Here is a 19,041-nt window from a genome sequence, read left to right as displayed (position 1 = left end):
TACCCCAGGGTCTTCGGCGTCGGCCGGGGCAGGGTCGTGCAATACGGCATCTTCGTCCTTTTGGCCCTCTTTGTTCTCGCGCCAATCGTCCCGATCTTCTACCAGTCATTCCGGGACCGGCCCCTCTATGAGGCCGGCGGATTCCTGACAACCGGCAATTACGTCAAGCTATTCACCGATGCCGGCTTCGGCCAGGTCATGCTGAACACGGCGATCTTCGCTCTTGCCACGACGGTGCTCACGCTGGTGATCGCCATCCCCATGGCAGTGTTGGTGGTGCGCACCAAGCTTCCGTTCGGGCGGCTGCTCGGTCTGTCCATGCAGTGGCCGTTCTTCATCTCCACTCTGATTCTGGGCTTTGGCTGGATCACCCTTTACGGGCCGGCTGGCTTCATCAGCGTTCAATTCCGCCAGGTCCTGGGGTTTGTGCCGTGGAACCTGTACTCGCTGGGTGGGATGGCCGTCACCGAGGCTGTCGGACTTGCCCCGATCGCGTACGTATTCTGTGCCAACGCCCTGCGCCAGGCGGATGCATCGTTGGAGAGTGCCGCACGCGTGTGTGGTGCCGGCCCGCTGAGAATCCTCTTCACGGTGGTCGTGCCCATGCTGCGGCCGCCGATCGTGTACAGCTCAATCCTGGTATTCAGTGTGTCGCTGGAAACACTTAGCGTGCCATTGCTTTACGGCACGCCGGTGAACATCGAGGTGTTCTCCACCTTCCTCTACACGAACGGTCTGCAGTCCATCCAGCCCGACTACGGCATCTTGGGCGCGGCCTCGACCCTCATTCTGGCCGTGACGATTGGCACCGTGGCCATCCAGGCGAAGGTCCTCAAAAATGCCCGGCGGTTCATTTCTGTCCGGGGCAAGGCCGTCCGGCCGCGGCTGCTTGAGCTGGGCTGGATCCGCTGGGTGGCCACCGCCGCGATCGTCATCTATGTTGTCTTTGGCGCGCTGCTGCCGATCCTTGGGCTCGTATTCAGGTCATTCACCATGATCTTCACTCCGCTGCAGAACCCGCTTCAGACTCTGACGTTTGCCAACTACGAGCGCGTGTTCAGTTTCCCCGTCTATGTGGAGTCCATCACAAACAGTGTGGTGGTGGCGGCGGTGGGGGCAGTCCTGGTCAGCGTCCTGGCGCTCTTGGCCGTCCTGATCGCACGGCGTTCCCCGTTCAAATTTGCCCGCAGCGTTGAATACTTATCGCTGGCACCCCAAGCCATGCCGGGAATCATCGTCGGCATAGGATTTTTCTGGGCGTTCGCCCTGATGCCCGGCGGCGGGTGGGTGCAGGGAACCCTGATGGCTATCATCATCGCTTTTGGCCTCCGCGCACTGCCCACGGCGTTCGGGTCCATCGCCCCGGCCATCATGCAGATTGGCCGCGAACTTGATGACGCGGCGCGGACATCAGGTGCGGACTGGTTCGGAACCTTCTTCCGTATTCTTCGCACGCTCCTGCGCCCGGCCTTTGTCGGAGCGCTCATCCTGGTGTTTGTCACCATGATGAAGGAATACTCCGCCGCACTGTTCCTGTCCTCGGCCAACACAGGCGTGATTGGAACCACCATGCTCGATCTGTGGGTTCAGGGCAACACCGGTTCCGTCGCGGCTTTGGCCACCATCCAAATTGCAATTACTGCCGTGTTCGTCGCCGTGGCGAACAGGTTCATGAAGGGACATACCGATGCCTGAGGTACACGTTTCAGGGCTACACAAGACCTTTGGCGACGTTTCAGTGCTGAACGACATAAGTTTCACCATTCGGGAAGGGGAATTTTTCACCCTTCTGGGGCCCAGTGGATGCGGAAAGTCGACCACACTGAACTGCATCGCCGGGCTCGAGTCGCCCAGCTCGGGTGCCATCACCGTTGGCGGCGTGCCATTCTTTGACTCGGCCTCGAAGCTCTACCTGCCCACCGAGGAACGCAACCTCGGCATGGTGTTCCAGTCTTACGCGCTTTGGCCGCACATGACGGTGGCGCAGAACCTGGTGATGCCCCTGGCCATCCGCAAGGTGTCCAAGGACGAGAAGGCGGCCCGCATCCATGAAGCGCTCGACACGGTGGGGCTGGCGCATCTGAAGGACCGCTACCCCCACCAGCTCTCCGGGGGCCAGCAGCAGCGGGTTGCCCTCGCCCGTGCGCTGGTCTATTCGCCGTCGGTCCTTCTGCTGGACGAACCGCTGTCGAATCTGGACGCGAAGCTGCGCGAACAGTCCCGGGCCTGGCTGAAGCGCCTGCAGGTGGAACTGGGCATCACCACGGTGTACGTGACCCACGACCAGGACGAGGCCCTCTCGTTGAGCGACCGGATCGCGGTACTCTTCGACGGGAAAATGACACAGATCGGCACGCCGGCCGAAATCTACGAAAAACCTGCCACTGCCGCCGTCGCCGCATTTGTCGGCAGCTGCAACTTCTTCACTGGGCGGTTCGAGGAAGCGCATGGCGGAATCGCTCACGTCCGCCTCGACAACACCGGGCTCGTAGTGAAGGTCGCCAGCGACCTTGTACTCAGCCATGGTGATTCCGTAACAGTGGCCGTACGGCCTGAGCGACTCACGATCACGGCCGCGACGGCGGATGTCACGGGGGCCAACGTGCTCGACACCTCGGTGCTGACGCGCTCCTATGTCGGTTCCCGCTACGAATACGGACTGAAGCTTGGCACCAACGTGGTCCAGGTCATCTCACCGACCGGAGACCTCGACGGCGACGTCCGGCTCGTTTTCGATGCGGAGGATGCCCTCCTTTACGCCGGCTCGAATGTTCCCTCAGCCGAGGCCCAGGAACTCATGACGGTAGCCTCATGACCGATCGGCCATGAGGGGTCTGCCGAGGCGGTCCCGAACCATCACGTTCTTGCTTGCCCACGCCGTCGTCATCCAGGTCATCACGTTTGCCATGCGGCCCACGCTGTCGTATGCCGTCCTGGACGCAGGAGGTTCACAGGCGCTGCTCGGCATTTTGGTCGCTGCGTTTGCTGTGCCAGCACTCCTGCTGGCGCTCCCGGCCGGCCACGTCATAGACCGCACAGGCGAACGAGCTTCACTGCTCGCCGGTGCGGCTGCGCTGATCGTGGCGGCGCTCATCGCCACATTGGGCAGAAGCTCCGTGGCGGCACTGCTGCTCGCCACCATGTTCTTGGGCGTGGGCCATTTGCTATCCGTGATCGGGGAGCAGGCCATGGTCGCGAATACGACGAATCGGGGGCAGTTTGACGCCAAGTTCGGGTACTTCAGTTTCGCATCGGCGCTCGGCCAAACGATCGGCCCGCTGCTGCTGGCGTTTCCTGGCGGCACCATCGATACGCCACCGGTGGGGCTGATCTTGGTTATTTGCGGCGCACTCAGCGTCGTACTGCTCGGAATCTCCTTCCTCATCCCAAGCTCGGAACTGCACGCGCCGGAGAATCGGGTCCGGATGCTGACCGAGGCCGCAGCCTTGCTGCGCATCCCCGGCCTGGTGCGGGCGCTCTTGGCGGGCGGTATCGTCCTGGCCTCGGTCGACCTGTTTTTGGCATACCTGCCAGCACTCGGTCACGAACGCGGGATTGCTGCGGTGCTCGTCAGCGCCATGTTGGTGACCCGGTCGATGTTTTCGATGTTCTCGCGCCTATTCCTTGGCTCCCTGGTCAATGTCCTGGGACGCCGCCGGCTAATGGTGTGGGCCATCGGGGTCTCCGCAGCTGGCCTGGTCGCCTTCGCGCTTCCCGTGCCTGTCGCCATGCTGATTGTCCTCTCGGCGATCTATGGGTTCGCCGTCGGTACTTGCCAGCCACTCACGATGTCTTGGATCGCGGAGCTGGCGACACCCGGGACCCGCGGACTGGCGATGTCGCTGCGCCTAGCCAGCAACCGTTTTGGTCAAACCCTGCTGCCGCCCCTACTGGGGGCGCTTTCGGCCGCAACGGGGGCTGCCGGCGTCCTGGTCGCCACCGGGATCATGCTGGTTGGCGGTGCCTGGTCGGGGGCGGCCATCGGCGCGGCCCACGGCGCGGCCCACGGCGAGGAGCCCGCCGGTGAACTCTCCCGCGACTAAAGGCAGCGCCAAATTCTGGCAAGATCGGGGCATGGGACGACGGATGACGCTGCGGGCACAGTTGCTGCTGCTGCAGGTTGCCATTGTGCTCATCACAGTTGTGGGGACAGGTGCCGTCGCCAGCTTCCTGCAGGAGCGCCAGCTCAGGGAAAACTATCGAGACCGGATGCTTGGAGTCGCGCAATCAGTTTCCACGATGCCGGTCATAGTGGACGCCTTCGGTGACAAGGACCCGAGCAAAACGATCCAACCGATCACCGAGCTGATCAGCAAGTCGTCCGGGATCGCCTACGCGGTGGTGATGAATAAGGAAGGCATCCGCTATTCGCATCCCGACCCCGCAGAGATCGGAAAGCGCGTCTCGACCGATCCCGGACCTGCCCTTTCGGGTGGCCTGTACATAGGCACCCAAAAGGGAACGATGGGGGAATCCTGGCGGGTTAAAGTGCCAATATTCAGCGCCGACCATGCCGTGATAGGTGCGGTTTCGGTCGGGGTCATGGAAACGGACCTGCGCAGCCAGTACCTTTCGAATTCGGTCTGGTTGTTCGTGACCATAGGCATCGCGGCGATCTTTGGCGTTGTCGGGGCTGCCAGGGTGACGGTGGTGATCCGAAAGCGGATCTTTGGCTTGGAGCCCGAACAGATTGCCGGGCTGCTCCAAGAGCGTGAGGCCATCCTGCACGGTGTCCGCGAAGGCGTGGTGGCCGTTGATGACCGCGGCCGCATCGCGTTGATCAATGACGCTGCCCTGCGCCTGCTCTCCCTCGAGGATGAGCCGGGTTTGGTAGGCACACCTGCCAAGGACGCCCTTGAGGACGTGTTGGTGGGGTTCCTGGATGACGGCGACGCCGAACAATCCCTGGTGCTCTCGGGTGAGCGAGTCTTACTGGTGCGGCGCGACATTGCCAAGATCAGCGGCCACACCATCGGTTCAATCCTCATCCTGCGCGACAACACCGAACTGCACGCACTGCTACGTGACCTTGACGGCGTGCAGGGTTTGGCTGACGGCCTGCGCGCCCAGGCCCATGGCTTCGCCAATAAGCTTCAGGTAATCTCCGGACTCCTCGAACTCGGCCGCGTGGAGCAGGCCGTTACCTTTATTTCCAACGAACGCAGCGGCGGAACCGGGTCCGGAGTGGCCGGGCGATCGGGTATCCAGGAACTGGAAATCGCGGCCCTGCTCATGATGAAGCAGGCACGCGCGGAAGAACTCGGCATTAACATCACGATCGAACCGGACTCAAGGCTGCCCCAGCTGGCCTCGCGGCCGTCAGCGGAAATCCTCCGCGGGGACTTGTTGACGATCATCGGCAATCTGCTCGACAACGCCGTCGAAGCCACAGGCGCCGGTGGCCGGATTTCGGTGTCCCTCAACACGGGGACGGCTGCCAACGGCGCAGGAGCACTTGTTATCTCGGTGGCCGACTCCGGCGAGGGAATCGCGCCCGCGTTACGGGAGCGCGTCTTCACCCCCGGATACTCGTCGAAGGCCGCCCGGCCCGGGTCCGTTTCCACCGGCCGCGGCATCGGCCTGACCCTGGTTAAACGAATAGCCACCCGGAACGCCGGCACGGTGGAGGTTGATAATGGACTCCCGTCTGCTGGCGAATCCGCTGGTGACGGTGCCACCCACGGCGCCCGGATCACCGTGACACTGCGCATCGTGGGCGGGCACATTGCACCGGTCGAGAGGCTCGAGGCGTCGGCAGGCGGAAATCCATGAGTGTCAAACTGAGAGCGGTCATCGTGGAAGATGACATTGGCGTGGCACAGATCAACCGCGAGTTCGTCTCGTCGCATCCCGGCTTCGCCGTCGTCGGTGAGGCACATACAGGCAGAGAAGCCGTATCCATGCTCGAGAGGCTTAAGCCCGACATCGTGCTGTTGGACTTTTATTTGCCGGACTTCAGCGGCTTGGAAGTGCTCACCCGACTCAGCCTCGACCGCGGGAGCAACCTCGAAGTCATCGCGGTCACCGCTGCGAGGGACCTGGAAAGCGTACGGGAAGCCCGGGCAAAAGGCGTGCGCCATTATTTGGTCAAGCCGTATATGGCATCCGCCTTGTTTGAACGGCTCGACGAAGTTTTCAAGCAACACGACACCGTGCGCCGGACATCCCGTGGAAAACTCCTCGACCAGCGAACCGTTGATTCGATCATTGCCGGCACCGGCACCGGCAGTCGCTATGCGCCGCCGCCCAAGGGACTCTCAGATGCGACGCTGCAGCGCGTCCACATCGCGCTCCACTCCGCGGGCACCGATCTCTCGGCGGCCGAGCTCGCTGAACTGGTGGGCATGTCGCGCGTCGGTGCCAGGCGGTACTTGGAGCACCTGGTCGACGTCGGCCGCGCCACCCTCACACCGCGGTACGGAGGGGGTGGCCGCCCCGAAAAGCGCTACAGAAGCCCATCCTGACTGACTCACCTCGAACACCGTGACGTCTTCGAAGCCGCAGTGCCCGGCGATCCGGACCGGCTTGGCCGATGAACCGGGCGGACCCAGGGGTGCGGGCACGGGACAGTTGGGACAGAATGGGGCGATGACGCGAATCGCAATCATTGGTGGTCACGGCAAGGTGGCTTTGGAACTCTCCGGCAGGCTCACCAGGGCCGGGGCCAGCGTCACGTCCATCATCCGCAATCCTGCCCAGAGCGCCGACGTCGCCGCGACGGGAGCGAGCCCGCTGGTCCTGGACGTGGAAACAGCGTCGACGGCGGACATCGCCGCCGCGTTGAAGAACCACGACGCTGTGGTGTGGTCCGCCGGGGCGGGCGGCGGCGACCCGCAGCGGACGTACGCCGTCGACCGGGACGCAGCCATCCGCTCGATGGACGCCGCGGCGCAGGCTGGCGTCCGGCGCTACATCATGGTGTCCTATCTGGGCGCACGGGCGGACCATGGGGTTCCGGCGGAGGACAGCTTCTACACCTACGCCGAAGCCAAAGCGGCCGCCGACAGCCACCTGCGGACCACCGGACTGGACTGGACCATCCTGGGCCCCGGCGCGCTGACCGACGGCCCCGGCAACGGACTCATCGACGTCAACCCGGCGGACACCTCCGACGGCACCGAAACCTCCCGCAGCAATGTAGCCATGGTGGCCGCCGCGGTCCTGGGATTGCCACGGACGGCTGGGCGGACCATTGAGTTCCGGGACGGAACTCTCCCACTGGCCGCAGCGCTGGGGCCGACAGACTAGCGATCGGCGCAGCCGGCTATGGTTCCGGCACCTGCTGCTGCGCTGTCCGACGTCGGGCCGGAAGGATGCCGGTGTAGAGGGCAATATCGGTCTGCAGGGCCGGTGGCAGGACCACCACCGGGCACTCGGCCCGGCGCAGCAATTGGGCGAACCACCGCCGGCCGGGGGCAGCCGCGGACCTTTGAGTACGTCGCGGGGCGTCCGTCACCAGCACCGTGGCCCGGCGGGAAGCTTTGACCAGCACCTCCAGTTCGCTGCCGTGTACCACCCTGCAGACGACCTGGCGATCCGGGCCCAGAACCTTTTGTACGTGCTGCTCCAGGTCATCTACCACTTGCTCCAGGGCCGCATCGGGATCATAAAACACTCCCGGGAGCCGGGCGCCGCTGGTCATTGGAGGTCGTGGGCCGCTCCAGGCGCTTACGGCGTAGAGCTCCGCCTTCCGGCGGCTGGCTTCAATGGCACCCCAGCGGAGGGACGCGACAGAACCCGTCCGGGGACTCACGGCCACCACAACGATCTCCGGCGTGCTGGTTTGGGCGCTCGGTGCGTCTCCGGGCCCGGCCTGCCGTTCCGCCACTCCCTGCTGCTCCGCGTCGCCAAGGGGCTCTGGCTCATTCATTGTTGGGGGCTTTCTCGATGTCGGGTGCTTTGGAGAGTGGGTCGGAAATGTCTTCCAACGACTTTTGCTCGGCGTCGAAAGCGAAAAACAGGGCAATAATGCCCCCGAAGATCATCATGCCGGCGCCGAAGTAGTACCCGACCGCCAGCGGACCCCTGCTGCTGCCGTCGCCGATCAGTGCTCCGAAGATCGCCGGGGCGATGGCGCCGGCAACCTGGCCGGTGGCGAAGAAGTACGAGATCGCCTGGCCCCGCAGCTCCAGCGGGAACGTCTCGCTTACCGTCAGGTACGCGGAGGACGCCCCCGCTGAGGCGAAGAAGAAGCTGATGCACCACAGGGCGGTCTGCGTCACCGCGTTCAGGACGCCCGCGTTGAAGAGTGCGGCGGAAACTGCCAACACTGCGCCGGCGAAGGCATACGTTGCGAAGATCATTTTGCGGCGCCCGATGGTATCGAAGAGCCGGCCGAGGACGAGCGGACCGATGAAGTTGCCGATCGCGAACGGAAAGAAGTAGTACTGCGTGGAGCTGGGGCTTTGGCCGTAGAAGTTCTGCAAGACCAGCGCGTACGTGAAGAAGATGGCGTTGTACAGGAACGACTGGGTGACCATCATGACGAAGCTGACAAAGGTCCTGCGCGGATACTGCCGCAGAAAAACGTCGGGCACCTGCCGCAGCGGGATGCTTTGCGTCGGCACGATGGCGATGGCCTTCTTTTCAGGCACGCGCGGCAGTTCGTAGCCCTCGGCTTGGACTTCTTCTTCAATCCGGCGTACGTTTTCCTCCGCTTCCTCAGCATGCCCGTGGGTCAGCTGCCAGCGGGGACTCTCGGGAATGTGGCGGCGCAAATAGATGATGATGAGGCCTAGTACCGGCCCGATGAAGAATCCGACCCGCCAGCCCCAGTCCACCGGGATGACGTCCGGGTTCAACAGGAACAGGTTGCCGAAGGCGCCGATGGCGGCTCCTGCCCAGTAGGTGCCGTTAATCGCGATATCGACCCGCCCGCGGTAGCGGGAGGGGATGATCTCGTCAATCGCCGAGTTGATGGCTGTGTATTCGCCGCCGATGCCCATCCCCGCCATGAAGCGGAAAAGCCACAGGAACCAGACGGCGAAGGAGAGCCCGGCGACGCCGCTGCCGATGAGGTAGATGGCCAGCGTGATGATGAAGAATTTCCGCCGGCCAAGCCGGTCGGAGAGCCGCCCAAAGACCAGCGCGCCCGTCACTTGGCCGACCAGATAGACGGTCCCCGTCAGCCCGACTTCTTGCGCACTCATGTGCAGCGTGTGCTGGAAGCCGGCGGAGGCCACCAATTCGATTTCCAGGCCATCGAGAATCCAGGACACGCCCAGTCCCACAATGACGGACCAGTGAAAGCGGGTCCACGGGAGACGGTCCATCCGGGCGGGGATCAAGCTGACAATCGGTGCCGGTGTCCCCGTTGCAGTCACACTTGTCATGGGACCCTCCCGGATCACCTTGTCGTATGTGCGTGGATCATTTGAGGATACGCTCCGGACCCGGGTTGGGCGCCGGCCGGACGGCATTTTTTTCGGCGGATGCCATCCGCCGGTCCGGACCGGAACGAGGGGGAGTATCCTCCCTCTTGTACGGAGCGTGAGGCGGCCGGAATGGCAGTAACCCTGACGTGCCCGTGACTTCAGAAGGAGGCCGCACCGCTGATGTCAGAGACGATCGCGGCCAGACTCCGCCGGCGGGCCAGCGGCCAGAATCCCCACACGGACACGATCGCCGCCGTGGTGCTCGCGGGCGCAACGATCGCTGCGCTGGTGTGGGCCAATATGGGCAGCAGCTACGACGCGGTTTGGTCCCTGGATGCCGGCATCAGCGTCGGGGACGTCCGGCTGACACTCACGCTCGAATCATGGGTCAACGACGCGCTGATGGCGGTGTTTTTCTTTTCGGTCGGGCTGGATGTGCGCCGCGAATTGAGCATCGGCGAGCTGCATCAGCCCGAGCGGGCTGCGCTGCCCGTATGCGCAGCGCTGGGCGGGCTCATCGTCCCAGCCGTCATCTTCCTGCTCATCAATGCCGGCACGGAAGGTGCGGTTGCCTGGGGAGCCGTGATCTCCACCGATACGGCCTTCGCCGTCGGCATGCTGGCGCTGGTCGGGCCCAGGAACGTGCCGCGACTCAAGGTATTCCTGCTGACTCTGGCCGTGGTGGATGACATCGGGGCACTGACAGTCATCGCCTTCTTCTACACGGAGAATTTGAACGTTCTTGCTCTTTGCGGGGCCGGCCTTGGGCTCCTCGTCATCTGGTGGTTGCAGCGCGCCAAGGTATGGCGTGTAACCCCCTACCTCGTGGCCGCCGTCGCCACCTGGTTAGCCATGTTCGCGTCCGGCGTGCATTCAACGCTTACCGGCGTGCTGGTGGCGCTGCTGATTCCGGTCTACCCGACGCGGCGCCGCGACGTTGAACGGGCGGCCAAGGTCGTGCATCTCTTCCGGCAGGCTCCGCGGCCACAGATGGCACGCGCCGCGCGGCTGAGCATTGAACGCTCGGTTCCCATGAACCAGCGGCTCAGCGAAATGCTGCCGCCCTACGTGAATTTCGTCGTCGTACCGCTTTTCGCCCTGTCGAACGCGGGCGTTCACCTTTCCGGCGCGATGCTGGCGGCATCGTTGACCTCCCCCCTGACATGGGGCATCGTGGCGGGCCTTGTCCTCGGCAAGCTGATCGGCATCACGGCCGCGTCCGAAACGGTGCTCCGTTTGCTCCCGGCCGCCCGGGCTCCTGGACTGGACGCTCCCCGGATTCTCGGGGTTGGTTCGCTGTCCGGAATGGGCTTCACTATCTCCCTGCTGGTCGTCGGGATTGCGCTGCCGAAGTCGCAATTGCAGGATGAAGCCCGCGTCGGGGTGCTCCTCGCGTCGCTGCTGGCACTCATTCTGGCCTGGGCTGTCTTCAAGGCTGGGGTGCGGCTCCGTCCGCTGCCAGCGCCCGCGGGAAAAATGCTGCAGAGGCCGGTGGACCCCAGCCGCGACCACGTCCGCGGCCCGTCCGATGCTCCGGGGAGCATCGTTGTTTATGCGGCGCTGAGCCCGCTGTACCGCCAGAACACCGCTGAAGTGCTCTCGGAGGTGCTCCGGCATCTTGGTCCGCAGGTGGCGCTGGTCTTCCGCCATCATGCCGTCACCGACGAAGCGGTGGCGTCTGCACTCCTGCTGGAGGCCGCGGGCGCCCAGGGACACTTCTGGGACATGTACGACGAGTTGACTTCCAAACCGGTGCCGCCCGATGAAGAAGTGGACCTCGAGGAGTTGGCCGGCAAGGTGGGGCTGGATGTCGAACGGTTTGTCAACGACGTGGACAACGCCGCGCAGCTGGCCCGCGTGGAGGACGACAACCTGGACGCCGAGGCAGCTGAATTGCCGGACCGGCCACAGCTATACCTGAACGGCCGCCGGCTCGATGGGCCGCCTAATTCCTGGTACGTCACGACCGTTCTGGAGCAGTACCTGACGGCTGGGTCAAAGAACCCGCAGGGGAGACCGTGAGGTCCAGTTCCCAGGCGTTGGCTTCGACGAAATCGAGGGCATGCCTGGCCGCACCCACTGTCACAATGGCATCGCCGAGCGGAGAAACCGTGACCTGCGGGGGAGTGGCGGTGAAACGCGGCAGGGCGGCGTTGATGCCGGGCAGCAGCGCCGCGGCCGATTCCGCGACCGCGCCGCCGATTACCACCAGCTGGGGGTTGATGAGGCTTGCGACCGCCGCGATGACCCTGGCCATCCGTTCCGCGAGCCGGTCAAGGATGGCCAGCGCCTCACGGTCCCCGCCCGCGGCGTCCGCAAAGACCTGGCGCGCGTCCGCGTCTGCAGCCGCCGAGCCGCTGCCGGCTGCCCGCCAGCGCCTGGCCAGCAGCGCGATCCCGTCGCTGGAACCAACCCCTTCCACCATCTCCAGGAATCCCATTTCGCCGGCTCCACCGCGGTGTCCGTGCAGCAGGCGGCCGGACTCCAGCACGCCGGCACCGAGGCGTTCGCCGGCCAAAAGCACCACCAGGTCCTCCACGCCGGCCCCGGATCCGCGCCAGCGTTCACCGAGAGCGGCCAGGTTGGCGTCATTCTCCAGCAGCACCGGCCAGCCGTGCAGTTCCTGCAGCGCCGAGCGGAGCCCGACGTCGAACAGGCTCCAAAACGGGCGGGACGACAGGACGTTTCCACCCCGGTCCACCGGGGCGGCGATCCCCGCGCCCACTGCCAGGACCTTGCCGGGGTCTTCGGCCGCAGCTGCCAGCGCATCGAGGCACGCCTGGTCCACGACGCTGATCCGTTCCTCGGGCGGAATGTCGGCCGCGCGGAAGCGGTGACTGGCCCGCCCCAGGACCCGGCCGCGAAGGTCAGCCACCACGGCGGTGGTGGTGGCGGCACCAATGTCAAGGCCCAGGACGACGCCGGCCCGCGCGCTGAGTTCGAAGCGCCTGGCCGGACGGCCCTTCTGCGGAGCGCCGGCCGCCGGCGCCTTCGGGGGCAGCCCATCCCCGGGCGCGGCATCCCTGGGCGGGGCGTCCCTGGGAGAGGCATCCAGTTCGCGCATCCAGCCGCGCCTGATCAGGTCCTCGCAGACTGCGATCACGGTGGCGCGGGTGAGCCCGGTCTGCGCCATGAGGTCGGTGCCGGTGATCACGTCGGCGGCGCGGGCCGCCGAGAGGACCGCCTGGGCGTTGACCCGGCGCAGCAGCTGAGGCCTGGCGGCCGCCGTCGGCTGTTGAATCTTGACCTCCCCATGAACGCGCACGCATGATGGTACCCAGATTAGATTTAGGTTCTATCTAAATTCTACGACCCGAACGCAGCACCAGACCCCGGCCCGAAGGATTTCCCCTTGCCCCACACCGCCACGCTGGCAACCCTGTCCGGTTCCGATTCCGCCGCCGACCCGAACTGGTGGCGCCAGGCGACGGTGTACCAGATCTACCCGCGGAGCTTCTCCGATTCCAACGGCGACGGCCTCGGCGACCTCAAGGGCATCACGGCCAAGGTCCAGTACCTGAAAGACCTCGGGATCGACGCCGTCTGGCTCTCGCCTTTCTACCCGTCAGCGCTCGCCGACGGCGGCTACGACGTGGACGATTACCGTGCCGTGGACCCGAAACTCGGGACGCTGGCCGACTTCGATGACATGTCCGCCGCGCTGCACGCCGCCGGCATCAAGCTAATCGCGGACATCGTGCCGAACCACTCCTCCAACCGCCACCTCTGGTTCCGGGAAGCCCTCGCCGCCCCGCGCGGGTCAGCCGCCCGCGACCGCTATATCTTCCGGGACGGCAAGGGTGAGCACGGCGAGCTTCCGCCGTCGGACTGGGAGTCTGTTTTCGGCGGCCCGGCCTGGGAACGCATCACCGAGCCGGACGGCACACCGGGCCAGTGGTACATGCATATCTTCGCCAAGGAACAACCGGACCTGAACTGGTCCAACCGGGAGATCCGCGATGACTTCCTCAAAACACTCCGCTTCTGGTCCGACCGCGGCGTGGACGGCTTCCGCGTTGACGTCGCGCATGCCCTGACCAAGGACCTCACCGAGCCGTTGCTCTCCAAGGTCGAACTCAGCCCGGCGGGGTCCGGCGCGGACGGCCACCTCGACGGCTCGCACCCGTTCTGGGACCGCGACGAAGTCCACGAGATCTACGTCGAATGGCGAGAGGTCTTCAACGAGTACACGCCTCCGCGCACCGCCGTCGCCGAAGCCTGGGTGCACGCCAGCCGCCGCGCCCGCTACGCCAGTCCCGCGGGACTGGGCCAGGCCTTCAATTTCGACCTGCTGCAGGCCGGTTTCGATGCCGCCGAGTTCCACGACATCATCACCCGCAACCTTGCCGAGGCGGCAGAGTCCGGTGCCTCGTCCACCTGGGTCTTTTCCAACCACGACGTCGTCCGGCACGCCACCCGCTATGGCCTGCCGCAGGGCAGCGGGCGGCATGCCAAAGGCCAGGACGGCAAGGGCTGGCTCCTGGCCGGCGGACCGGCCGAAGAGCTCGACGTCGACCTTGGCCTGCGCAGGGCCCGCGCAGCGACGCAGCTGATGCTGGCACTGCCCGGCTCCGCGTACCTGTACCAGGGCGAAGAGCTGGGTCTGCAGGAGGTTGCCGAAATTCCTGACGCGGACCGGCAGGACCCCACTTTCTTCCGCAACAAGGGCGTCGAGATCGGCCGCGACGGCTGCCGGGTGCCGCTGCCCTGGACCACGGAGGGTGCCTCGTTTGGCTTCGGAGCCGGCCCCGCCCACCTGCCGCAACCGGCGTGGTTCAGCCGCTATGCCGTGGCGGCCCAGGACGGCGTTCCAGGCTCCACCCTGGAGTTTTACCGCCAAGCGCTCAGGCTGCGCCGCGAACTCCAGAGCTCCGAAGAGCTGGAATGGCTGGACTCCGGCCGGCCCGACGTGCTGCATTTCCGCCGGCACGGCGGCTGGCAGTCCGTGACCAACTTCGGGACCGAAGCCGTCGAGCTGCCCGCCGGCGAGGTGCTCCTCAGCAGCGGACCGCTGGAGGGGCAGCTGCTCCCCGGCAGCACCACCGTTTGGCTGCGCTGAGCGTGCCGGCCGCCGGGCCGGCCGCGGCCGCGGAGCAGGAATTGATCTACGGGTGCATGGGCCTGGGCGGCAGCTGGTCGCCGGCGCCATACTCGTCCGCGGACGTGGATGAGGCGGCCGCCGCCGTCGATGCCGCGCTCAGCTCCGGCATCACCCTGTTTGACCACGCCGACATCTACCGCCACGGCAAAGCGGAAGCCGTGTTCGGGGAGGTCCTGGCGCAGACCCCGGCGCTGCGGGAACGGATCCGGCTGCAGACCAAGTGCGGGATCCGCCTCAACGAGCAGGGCCTTGAGGCGCATTACGACCTGAGCCGCGATGGCATCCTGGAACGCGTCAACGCCAGCCTGGCGCGGCTGCGGACAGACTACGTCGACGTGCTGATGCTGCACCGGCCCGACCCGCTGCTGGACCCCGCCGAGGTCGCTTCCGCCGTCGGGCAGCTGATGGCCGAAGGCAAAGTCCGGGCGCTGGGCGTGTCCAACATGTCGGCGGCGCAGATCGAGATGCTGCAGGACCGCCTGGACGTCCCGGTGACGGCCAACCAGCTGGAGATGAGCCTGGCTGCCCGGGCCTGGCTGGAAAGCACCGTGCTGGTCAACCACGCCGATGGCGTCGACTACAGCTTCCCGCACGGGACCGTGGAGCACTGCCTCCGGCGCGGGATCAGGTTGCAGGCCTACGGGGCGCTGGCCCGCGGCCGGTACACCGGCGCGAAGCTGCCGGCCCCGGCTGCCGCCGACGAGGCCACCGCGGCACTCCTGACCACGATGGCCGCCGCCATGGACACCACGGCCGAAGCCGTCCTGCTGGGCTGGCTGATGAAGCACCCGGCCGGGATAGCACCGGTGATCGGCACCGCAAAGCCGGAAAGAATCCGGGCCTGTGCCGGCGCCGCAGACGTGGCCGCCGCCATGACCCGGGCCCAGTGGTACCGCCTCTGGATCACCGCCCGCGGCAGCAACCTCCCGTAGGCGGCAGGGGCCGGGAGTGATTTTGGTCGTATTGGTCGTCCGTAACCAGGCTATTACTTGGCGGCGGGCGCCCCCGGACGGCTAGCGTAGAGGCATGACCTCTACCACCACCGCCGGGATCGTCCGGCCCCAGCGCAACATCCCGGCCGAGATTGCCCGCTCCTGGCTGCTGGTCAATGCCATGAAGCCGGAACTTTTCGGTCAGTCAGCGGAGTCCCGCGCCGATGCCATCATCCTGGATATCGAAGACGCGGTGGACCCCTCGCAGAAGGACGCGGCCCGTGAACACGTCGTGGACTGGCTCACCGCCGGCGGCAGCGCGTGGGTCCGGATCAACGACGCCACCAGCCCCTTCTGGGCCGATGACCTGGCCGGCCTCCGCGGCACCCCCGGCCTGCTCGGCGTGGTGCTCGCCAAGACCGAGTCTGCGGACCAGGTCACCGAGAGCTTCCACCGCATGGACGGCAAGACCCCGGTCATCCCGCTGGTGGAGTCTGCGGTCGGCATTGAGGAAGCCAACCACATCGCCAAGGCCCAGGGCGCGTACCGGCTGGCCTTCGGCTCCGGAGACTTCCGCCGCGATACCGGCATGGCGGCCACCCCGGAGGCGATGGCCTACCCGAGGGCCAAGCTGGTCGTCGCCAGCCGCGTCGGGAACCTGCCCGGACCGATCGACGGCCCCACGGTCGGCACCAACCACCCGATCCTGCGGGAGCAGACCGGCATCACGGTGACGATGGGCATGACCGGCAAGCTGTGCCTGCAGATTGACCAGACCCACATCATCAACGAAGTCATCAGCCCGACACCCTCGGACGTCGCCTGGGCCACGGACTTCATGGCCGACTTCGAAGCCAATGGCCGTGTCATCCGCGACGGCTCCGATTTGCCGCGCCTCGGCCGCGCCGAGAAGATCATGAAGCTCGCGGTAGCCTTCGGGGTGCAGCCGGCCCTGTAGCCGGTTCCCGGTCCAGTAAGGAGCCCCCGTGGCCGATACCCGCTATCTGGTCCTCGGGGTCTTTTGGGATGGTCCGGCGCTGGCGGGTTCCGTCCAGCCGGCCGCCGTCCTCGCGGCCCTGCGCCTCCTGAACTCCGCCGGTGCCTTCACCGACGTGGCGCTCGACGCCGGACAGCAAGATCGGCACCGCGTCACAGCTGCGGAAATGGCGCCGGTTCGCGGAGCAGGGCGCCGTCATGCCCGGCTACGTCGCCAGCGCCGTATTTGCCCCGCGACGCGCAAAATACCTGGCGCCCCTGGTATTCCGGGTGCGTCAGGAAGTATGGGTGTCGGCAGAAAATTTTAGTGTCGCCAGCAATTTAGCCCCTCCGGCCGGGCAATCGGGCCACGGTAGACTGGCACGGTGTTGAACGAATTCTGGGCCACCGCGCCAACTCCCTACAAGGTGCTCGTTTTCAGCGCCATGGGGCTGATCGCCGCCGGCATCATCCTCAACCTGCTCGGCAACAACACCGGCAACCAGGCCCTGGCCGTAGCATCGCTGGCCGTGATCGGGCTCGGACTCGTCCTGCACATCGCCGGCATCGTGGTCCGCGGCCAGACGATCCGCAAAAACCTCAGGCGTTAGCGGCGGCGTTCCGCGCCACGTGGCTCCGGGCATGCTCCACGGCCTCGGACAGACTGCCGAACAAGTGCTTGTGGTGCCGCAGCGAGCGGATCACGCCCACATTGGTCACCAGGTCCAGGTGCTGGGGCTGGACGCCCTTGAGCAGCACCGTGACCCCGCGGAGTTCCAGCGCCGAGATCACGTCGACCAGGGTGTGCGCGCCGGTCGCGTCGAGCATGCGCACCTGCGAGAGCCGGATGATCGCGACCTGGATGTCCCTGACCTGGCTGATCTCCTGCAGGACCCGCTCCGCCGCGCCGAAGAACATGGCGCCGTCCAGCCGGAAGATCGCGATGTGACGGTCGCCGGGTGCGGGCGGACCCGGGATCTCCTCGCGCTGTACACCGCTGAGCGAGGCAAACTTCCGCAGCGTGAACACCGCCGCCGCGACCAGCCCGATCTCGATCGCCACAATCAGGTCCAGGGCCAGGGTGATCAGGGCGGTCAGGACAAAAACGAAGGCATCGGACCGGGTGGACCGCAGCACCGCCGCCATGGTCTGCCGCGACACCATCCGGGTGGCCGTCACCATCAGGATCCCGGCCAGCACCGCCAGCGGAATCCTGCCGACCAGCCCGGCCGCGAGGTAGATGATGGCCAGCAGCACCAGCGCATGCACGATCGCCGCAAGCCGGGTCCTGGCTCCGGAACGGACGTTTACGGCCGTCCGGGCGATCGCGCCCGTGGCCGGCATGCCGCCGAAGAGACCCGCAGCGACCGACGCCAGACCCTGCCCGGTGAGTTCGCGGTCCGGGCTGTACCTACCGGTGGGCCGGCCGTCCGGCCCCACCATGCCGGCGGCCACCCGCGCGGACAGCAGGGACTCGATGGCTGCCAGCGTGGCAATGGACACGGCCGGCATGAGGAGCCCGCCCAGCGCCGACGGGTCCACGGACGGCAGGGACGGGGCGGAGAGCGCATGGGGCAAAGCGCCGATCCGCGGGATCTGCAGATCCAGGACTTCGGCGGCCAAGGTGGCCAGCAGCACCGCTGCGAGGCTTGCCGGGATGGCCTTGTTGAGCCGGGGGAGCAGGACCATTGCCGCGGCGACGGCCGCCACGACGGCCAGGGTCTGCAGCGCGACCGGAGCCGAGGCGCGGGATGCGCTCTCGACGGCGGCCAGCACGGTGTTGTGGCCCGGCACCCCCTCGGTGCCGGTAGCCATGGGCACCTGCTGCAGGAAGATGGTGGCCGCGATGCCCAGCGTGAACCCCTCCACTACGGGCCACGGGATGAAAGCGACGGCCCGGCCCAGGCCGCTGACGCCCAGGACAATGACCAGCAGCCCGGCCAGCACGGACACGAGGGCGATGCTGCCGACACCGTGGGCAGCCACCACCGGGGCCAGGACCACCACCATGGCGCCGGTGGGGCCGGAAACCTGCACATGCGATCCGCCCATCACCGCGGCCACCAGCCCGGCGACCACCGCCGTGATAAGCCCGGCCTCGGCGCCTACGCCAGAACTCACCCCGAAGGCGAGGGCCAACGGCAGGGCCACAATGCCCACGGTGGCGCCGGACAGCAGATCAGTCCGCCAGGACCTGCGCAGCCCGTCGTAGTCGCGGCGGGAGGGCAGGAAACGGGCGAGGTAGCCCCGGGCGCCGCGGGTCGCGGTCCCGGCAGTCACGAGGCGGAACCCTGCAGGGGCGCGGCCGGCAGTTCCTGCGCGAGCCGGAGCTGCTCGCCCGACTCCGCGAGGCTGTCCAGCAGGAAGATCCGCGCGATGGCCAGCAGCTCGGCAATCTTCGGGTGGGCCAGCCGGTAAGTCACGGCGTTGGCCGTCCGGACCGAGGTCACCACCCGGTGCCGGCGCAGCGTGGCCAGATGCTGGGACAAGTGCGAGGCCTCCAGCCCGGTCTCGGCCAGCAGGTGACTGACCGGGGCCGCGGTGCCCGGCGCGGCCGCCAGCAGTTCCAGCACCCGGATCCGCGCCGGATGGGCGAGGGCCTTGAACAGATTGGCCTTGATCTCGTACAGCGGAGCCTGTGCTGCGGGCATCATCGGAA

The 19,041-nt window shown here is 66.4% G+C and carries 16 protein-coding genes; 11 read left to right on the top strand and 5 right to left on the bottom strand.

Annotation, left to right across the window (positions count from 1 at the left end; genetic code table 11):
- Positions 1–36 precede the first annotated feature (36 nt).
- From AC3ANP_RS01635 to AC3ANP_RS01610, 6 genes are all read left to right on the top strand, one after another.
- Entirely contained in the window at positions 37–1,695 is a 1,659-nt protein-coding gene (locus AC3ANP_RS01635) for an ABC transporter permease (protein WP_488331628.1), read from the top strand.
- Positions 1,688–2,815 (top strand): ABC transporter ATP-binding protein, encoded by a 1,128-nt coding sequence (locus AC3ANP_RS01630; protein ID WP_488331627.1) that lies wholly within the window; start codon positions 1,688–1,690, stop codon positions 2,813–2,815. The genes AC3ANP_RS01635 and AC3ANP_RS01630 overlap by 8 nt, the downstream gene beginning before the upstream one ends.
- Positions 2,816–2,864: 49 nt before the next feature.
- Entirely contained in the window at positions 2,865–4,043 is a 1,179-nt protein-coding gene (locus AC3ANP_RS01625; RefSeq protein ID WP_488331626.1) for an MFS transporter, read from the top strand.
- 31 nt (positions 4,044–4,074) lie between these two features.
- Positions 4,075–5,772, top strand: a complete 1,698-nt coding sequence (locus AC3ANP_RS01620) for an ATP-binding protein (RefSeq protein WP_488331625.1) — start codon at positions 4,075–4,077, stop codon at positions 5,770–5,772.
- Positions 5,769–6,464 carry a response regulator gene (locus tag AC3ANP_RS01615; protein WP_488331624.1) on the top strand — a complete coding sequence of 232 codons (696 nt, stop codon included), beginning with the start codon at positions 5,769–5,771 and terminating at the stop codon, positions 6,462–6,464. The genes AC3ANP_RS01620 and AC3ANP_RS01615 overlap by 4 nt, the downstream gene beginning before the upstream one ends.
- A 124-nt stretch (positions 6,465–6,588) precedes the next feature.
- Positions 6,589–7,248, top strand: coding sequence for an SDR family oxidoreductase (locus AC3ANP_RS01610; protein ID WP_488331623.1), 660 nt, complete (start codon positions 6,589–6,591; stop codon positions 7,246–7,248).
- 16 nt (positions 7,249–7,264) lie between these two features.
- Here the strand turns inward: AC3ANP_RS01610 and AC3ANP_RS01605 are convergent, their stop codons facing one another.
- Together AC3ANP_RS01605 and AC3ANP_RS01600 are read right to left on the bottom strand one after the other, a co-directional pair.
- Complete coding sequence (locus AC3ANP_RS01605; RefSeq protein ID WP_488331622.1) at positions 7,265–7,870, bottom strand: universal stress protein; 606 nt, start codon at positions 7,868–7,870, stop codon at positions 7,265–7,267.
- Positions 7,863–9,332: an MFS transporter gene (locus tag AC3ANP_RS01600; RefSeq protein WP_488331621.1), complete on the bottom strand. Its 1,470-nt coding sequence runs from the start codon at positions 9,330–9,332 to the stop codon at positions 7,863–7,865. The genes AC3ANP_RS01605 and AC3ANP_RS01600 overlap by 8 nt, the downstream gene beginning before the upstream one ends.
- Positions 9,333–9,554: 222 nt before the next feature.
- On the opposite strand from AC3ANP_RS01600, the gene nhaA reads away from it, so the two are divergent.
- Positions 9,555–11,396 (top strand): Na+/H+ antiporter NhaA, encoded by a 1,842-nt coding sequence (gene nhaA, locus AC3ANP_RS01595; RefSeq protein WP_488331620.1) that lies wholly within the window; start codon positions 9,555–9,557, stop codon positions 11,394–11,396.
- On the opposite strand, the gene AC3ANP_RS01590 is transcribed toward nhaA, so the two are convergent.
- The gene (locus AC3ANP_RS01590; RefSeq protein WP_488331619.1) at positions 11,335–12,639 is read right to left on the bottom strand and encodes an ROK family protein; all 1,305 of its coding nucleotides are present in this window, start codon (positions 12,637–12,639) and stop codon (positions 11,335–11,337) included. The genes nhaA and AC3ANP_RS01590 overlap by 62 nt on opposite strands.
- 87 nt (positions 12,640–12,726) lie before the next feature.
- Here AC3ANP_RS01590 and AC3ANP_RS01585 point away from each other — a divergent pair, with 87 nt between their 5' ends.
- The 4 genes from AC3ANP_RS01585 to AC3ANP_RS01570 all read left to right on the top strand — a co-directional run bounded on the left by AC3ANP_RS01585 (position 12,727) and on the right by AC3ANP_RS01570 (position 16,993).
- Positions 12,727–14,433 (top strand): glycoside hydrolase family 13 protein, encoded by a 1,707-nt coding sequence (locus AC3ANP_RS01585; protein ID WP_488331618.1) that lies wholly within the window; start codon positions 12,727–12,729, stop codon positions 14,431–14,433.
- A gap of 56 nt (positions 14,434–14,489) precedes the next feature.
- Entirely contained in the window at positions 14,490–15,407 is a 918-nt protein-coding gene (locus AC3ANP_RS01580; RefSeq protein WP_488333122.1) for an aldo/keto reductase, read from the top strand.
- A 94-nt stretch (positions 15,408–15,501) separates the two neighbouring features.
- On the top strand, positions 15,502–16,365 hold the full coding sequence (locus tag AC3ANP_RS01575) for an HpcH/HpaI aldolase/citrate lyase family protein (RefSeq protein ID WP_488331617.1): 864 nt from the start codon (positions 15,502–15,504) through the stop codon (positions 16,363–16,365).
- A 403-nt stretch (positions 16,366–16,768) separates the two neighbouring features.
- Complete coding sequence (locus AC3ANP_RS01570) at positions 16,769–16,993, top strand: DUF3188 domain-containing protein (protein ID WP_488331616.1); 225 nt, start codon at positions 16,769–16,771, stop codon at positions 16,991–16,993.
- On the opposite strand, the gene AC3ANP_RS01565 is transcribed toward AC3ANP_RS01570, so the two are convergent.
- Together AC3ANP_RS01565 and AC3ANP_RS01560 are read right to left on the bottom strand one after the other, a co-directional pair.
- On the bottom strand, positions 16,983–18,662 hold the full coding sequence (locus tag AC3ANP_RS01565; RefSeq protein ID WP_488331615.1) for a SulP family inorganic anion transporter: 1,680 nt from the start codon (positions 18,660–18,662) through the stop codon (positions 16,983–16,985). The genes AC3ANP_RS01570 and AC3ANP_RS01565 overlap by 11 nt on opposite strands.
- Positions 18,659–19,036 carry an ArsR/SmtB family transcription factor gene (locus tag AC3ANP_RS01560; protein ID WP_488331614.1) on the bottom strand — a complete coding sequence of 126 codons (378 nt, stop codon included), beginning with the start codon at positions 19,034–19,036 and terminating at the stop codon, positions 18,659–18,661. The genes AC3ANP_RS01565 and AC3ANP_RS01560 overlap by 4 nt, the downstream gene beginning before the upstream one ends.
- Positions 19,037–19,041 lie beyond the last annotated feature (5 nt).

The sequence above is a fragment of the Arthrobacter sp. JB02-1C genome (assembly GCF_057748045.1).
Note: the sequence above shows the minus strand (reverse complement) of the source record. Positions and strands in the feature narration are given on the sequence as shown.

What these genes read in the sequence shown, in the direction of transcription:
- AC3ANP_RS01630 (WP_488331627.1), top strand. Translation starts at nt 1,688, where the DNA reads ATGCCTGAGGTACACGTTTCAGGGCTACACAAGACCTTTGGCGACGTT.
- AC3ANP_RS01620 (WP_488331625.1), top strand. Translation starts at nt 4,075, where the DNA reads ATGGGACGACGGATGACGCTGCGGGCACAGTTGCTGCTGCTGCAGGTT.
- AC3ANP_RS01615 (WP_488331624.1), top strand. Translation starts at nt 5,769, where the DNA reads ATGAGTGTCAAACTGAGAGCGGTCATCGTGGAAGATGACATTGGCGTG.
- AC3ANP_RS01610 (WP_488331623.1), top strand. Translation starts at nt 6,589, where the DNA reads ATGACGCGAATCGCAATCATTGGTGGTCACGGCAAGGTGGCTTTGGAA.
- AC3ANP_RS01605 (WP_488331622.1), bottom strand. Translation starts at nt 7,870, where the DNA reads ATGAATGAGCCAGAGCCCCTTGGCGACGCGGAGCAGCAGGGAGTGGCG.
- AC3ANP_RS01600 (WP_488331621.1), bottom strand. Translation starts at nt 9,332, where the DNA reads ATGACAAGTGTGACTGCAACGGGGACACCGGCACCGATTGTCAGCTTG.
- nhaA (WP_488331620.1), top strand. Translation starts at nt 9,555, where the DNA reads ATGTCAGAGACGATCGCGGCCAGACTCCGCCGGCGGGCCAGCGGCCAG.
- AC3ANP_RS01580 (WP_488333122.1), top strand. Translation starts at nt 14,490, where the DNA reads ATGGGCCTGGGCGGCAGCTGGTCGCCGGCGCCATACTCGTCCGCGGAC.
- AC3ANP_RS01575 (WP_488331617.1), top strand. Translation starts at nt 15,502, where the DNA reads ATGACCTCTACCACCACCGCCGGGATCGTCCGGCCCCAGCGCAACATC.
- AC3ANP_RS01560 (WP_488331614.1), bottom strand. Translation starts at nt 19,036, where the DNA reads ATGATGCCCGCAGCACAGGCTCCGCTGTACGAGATCAAGGCCAATCTG.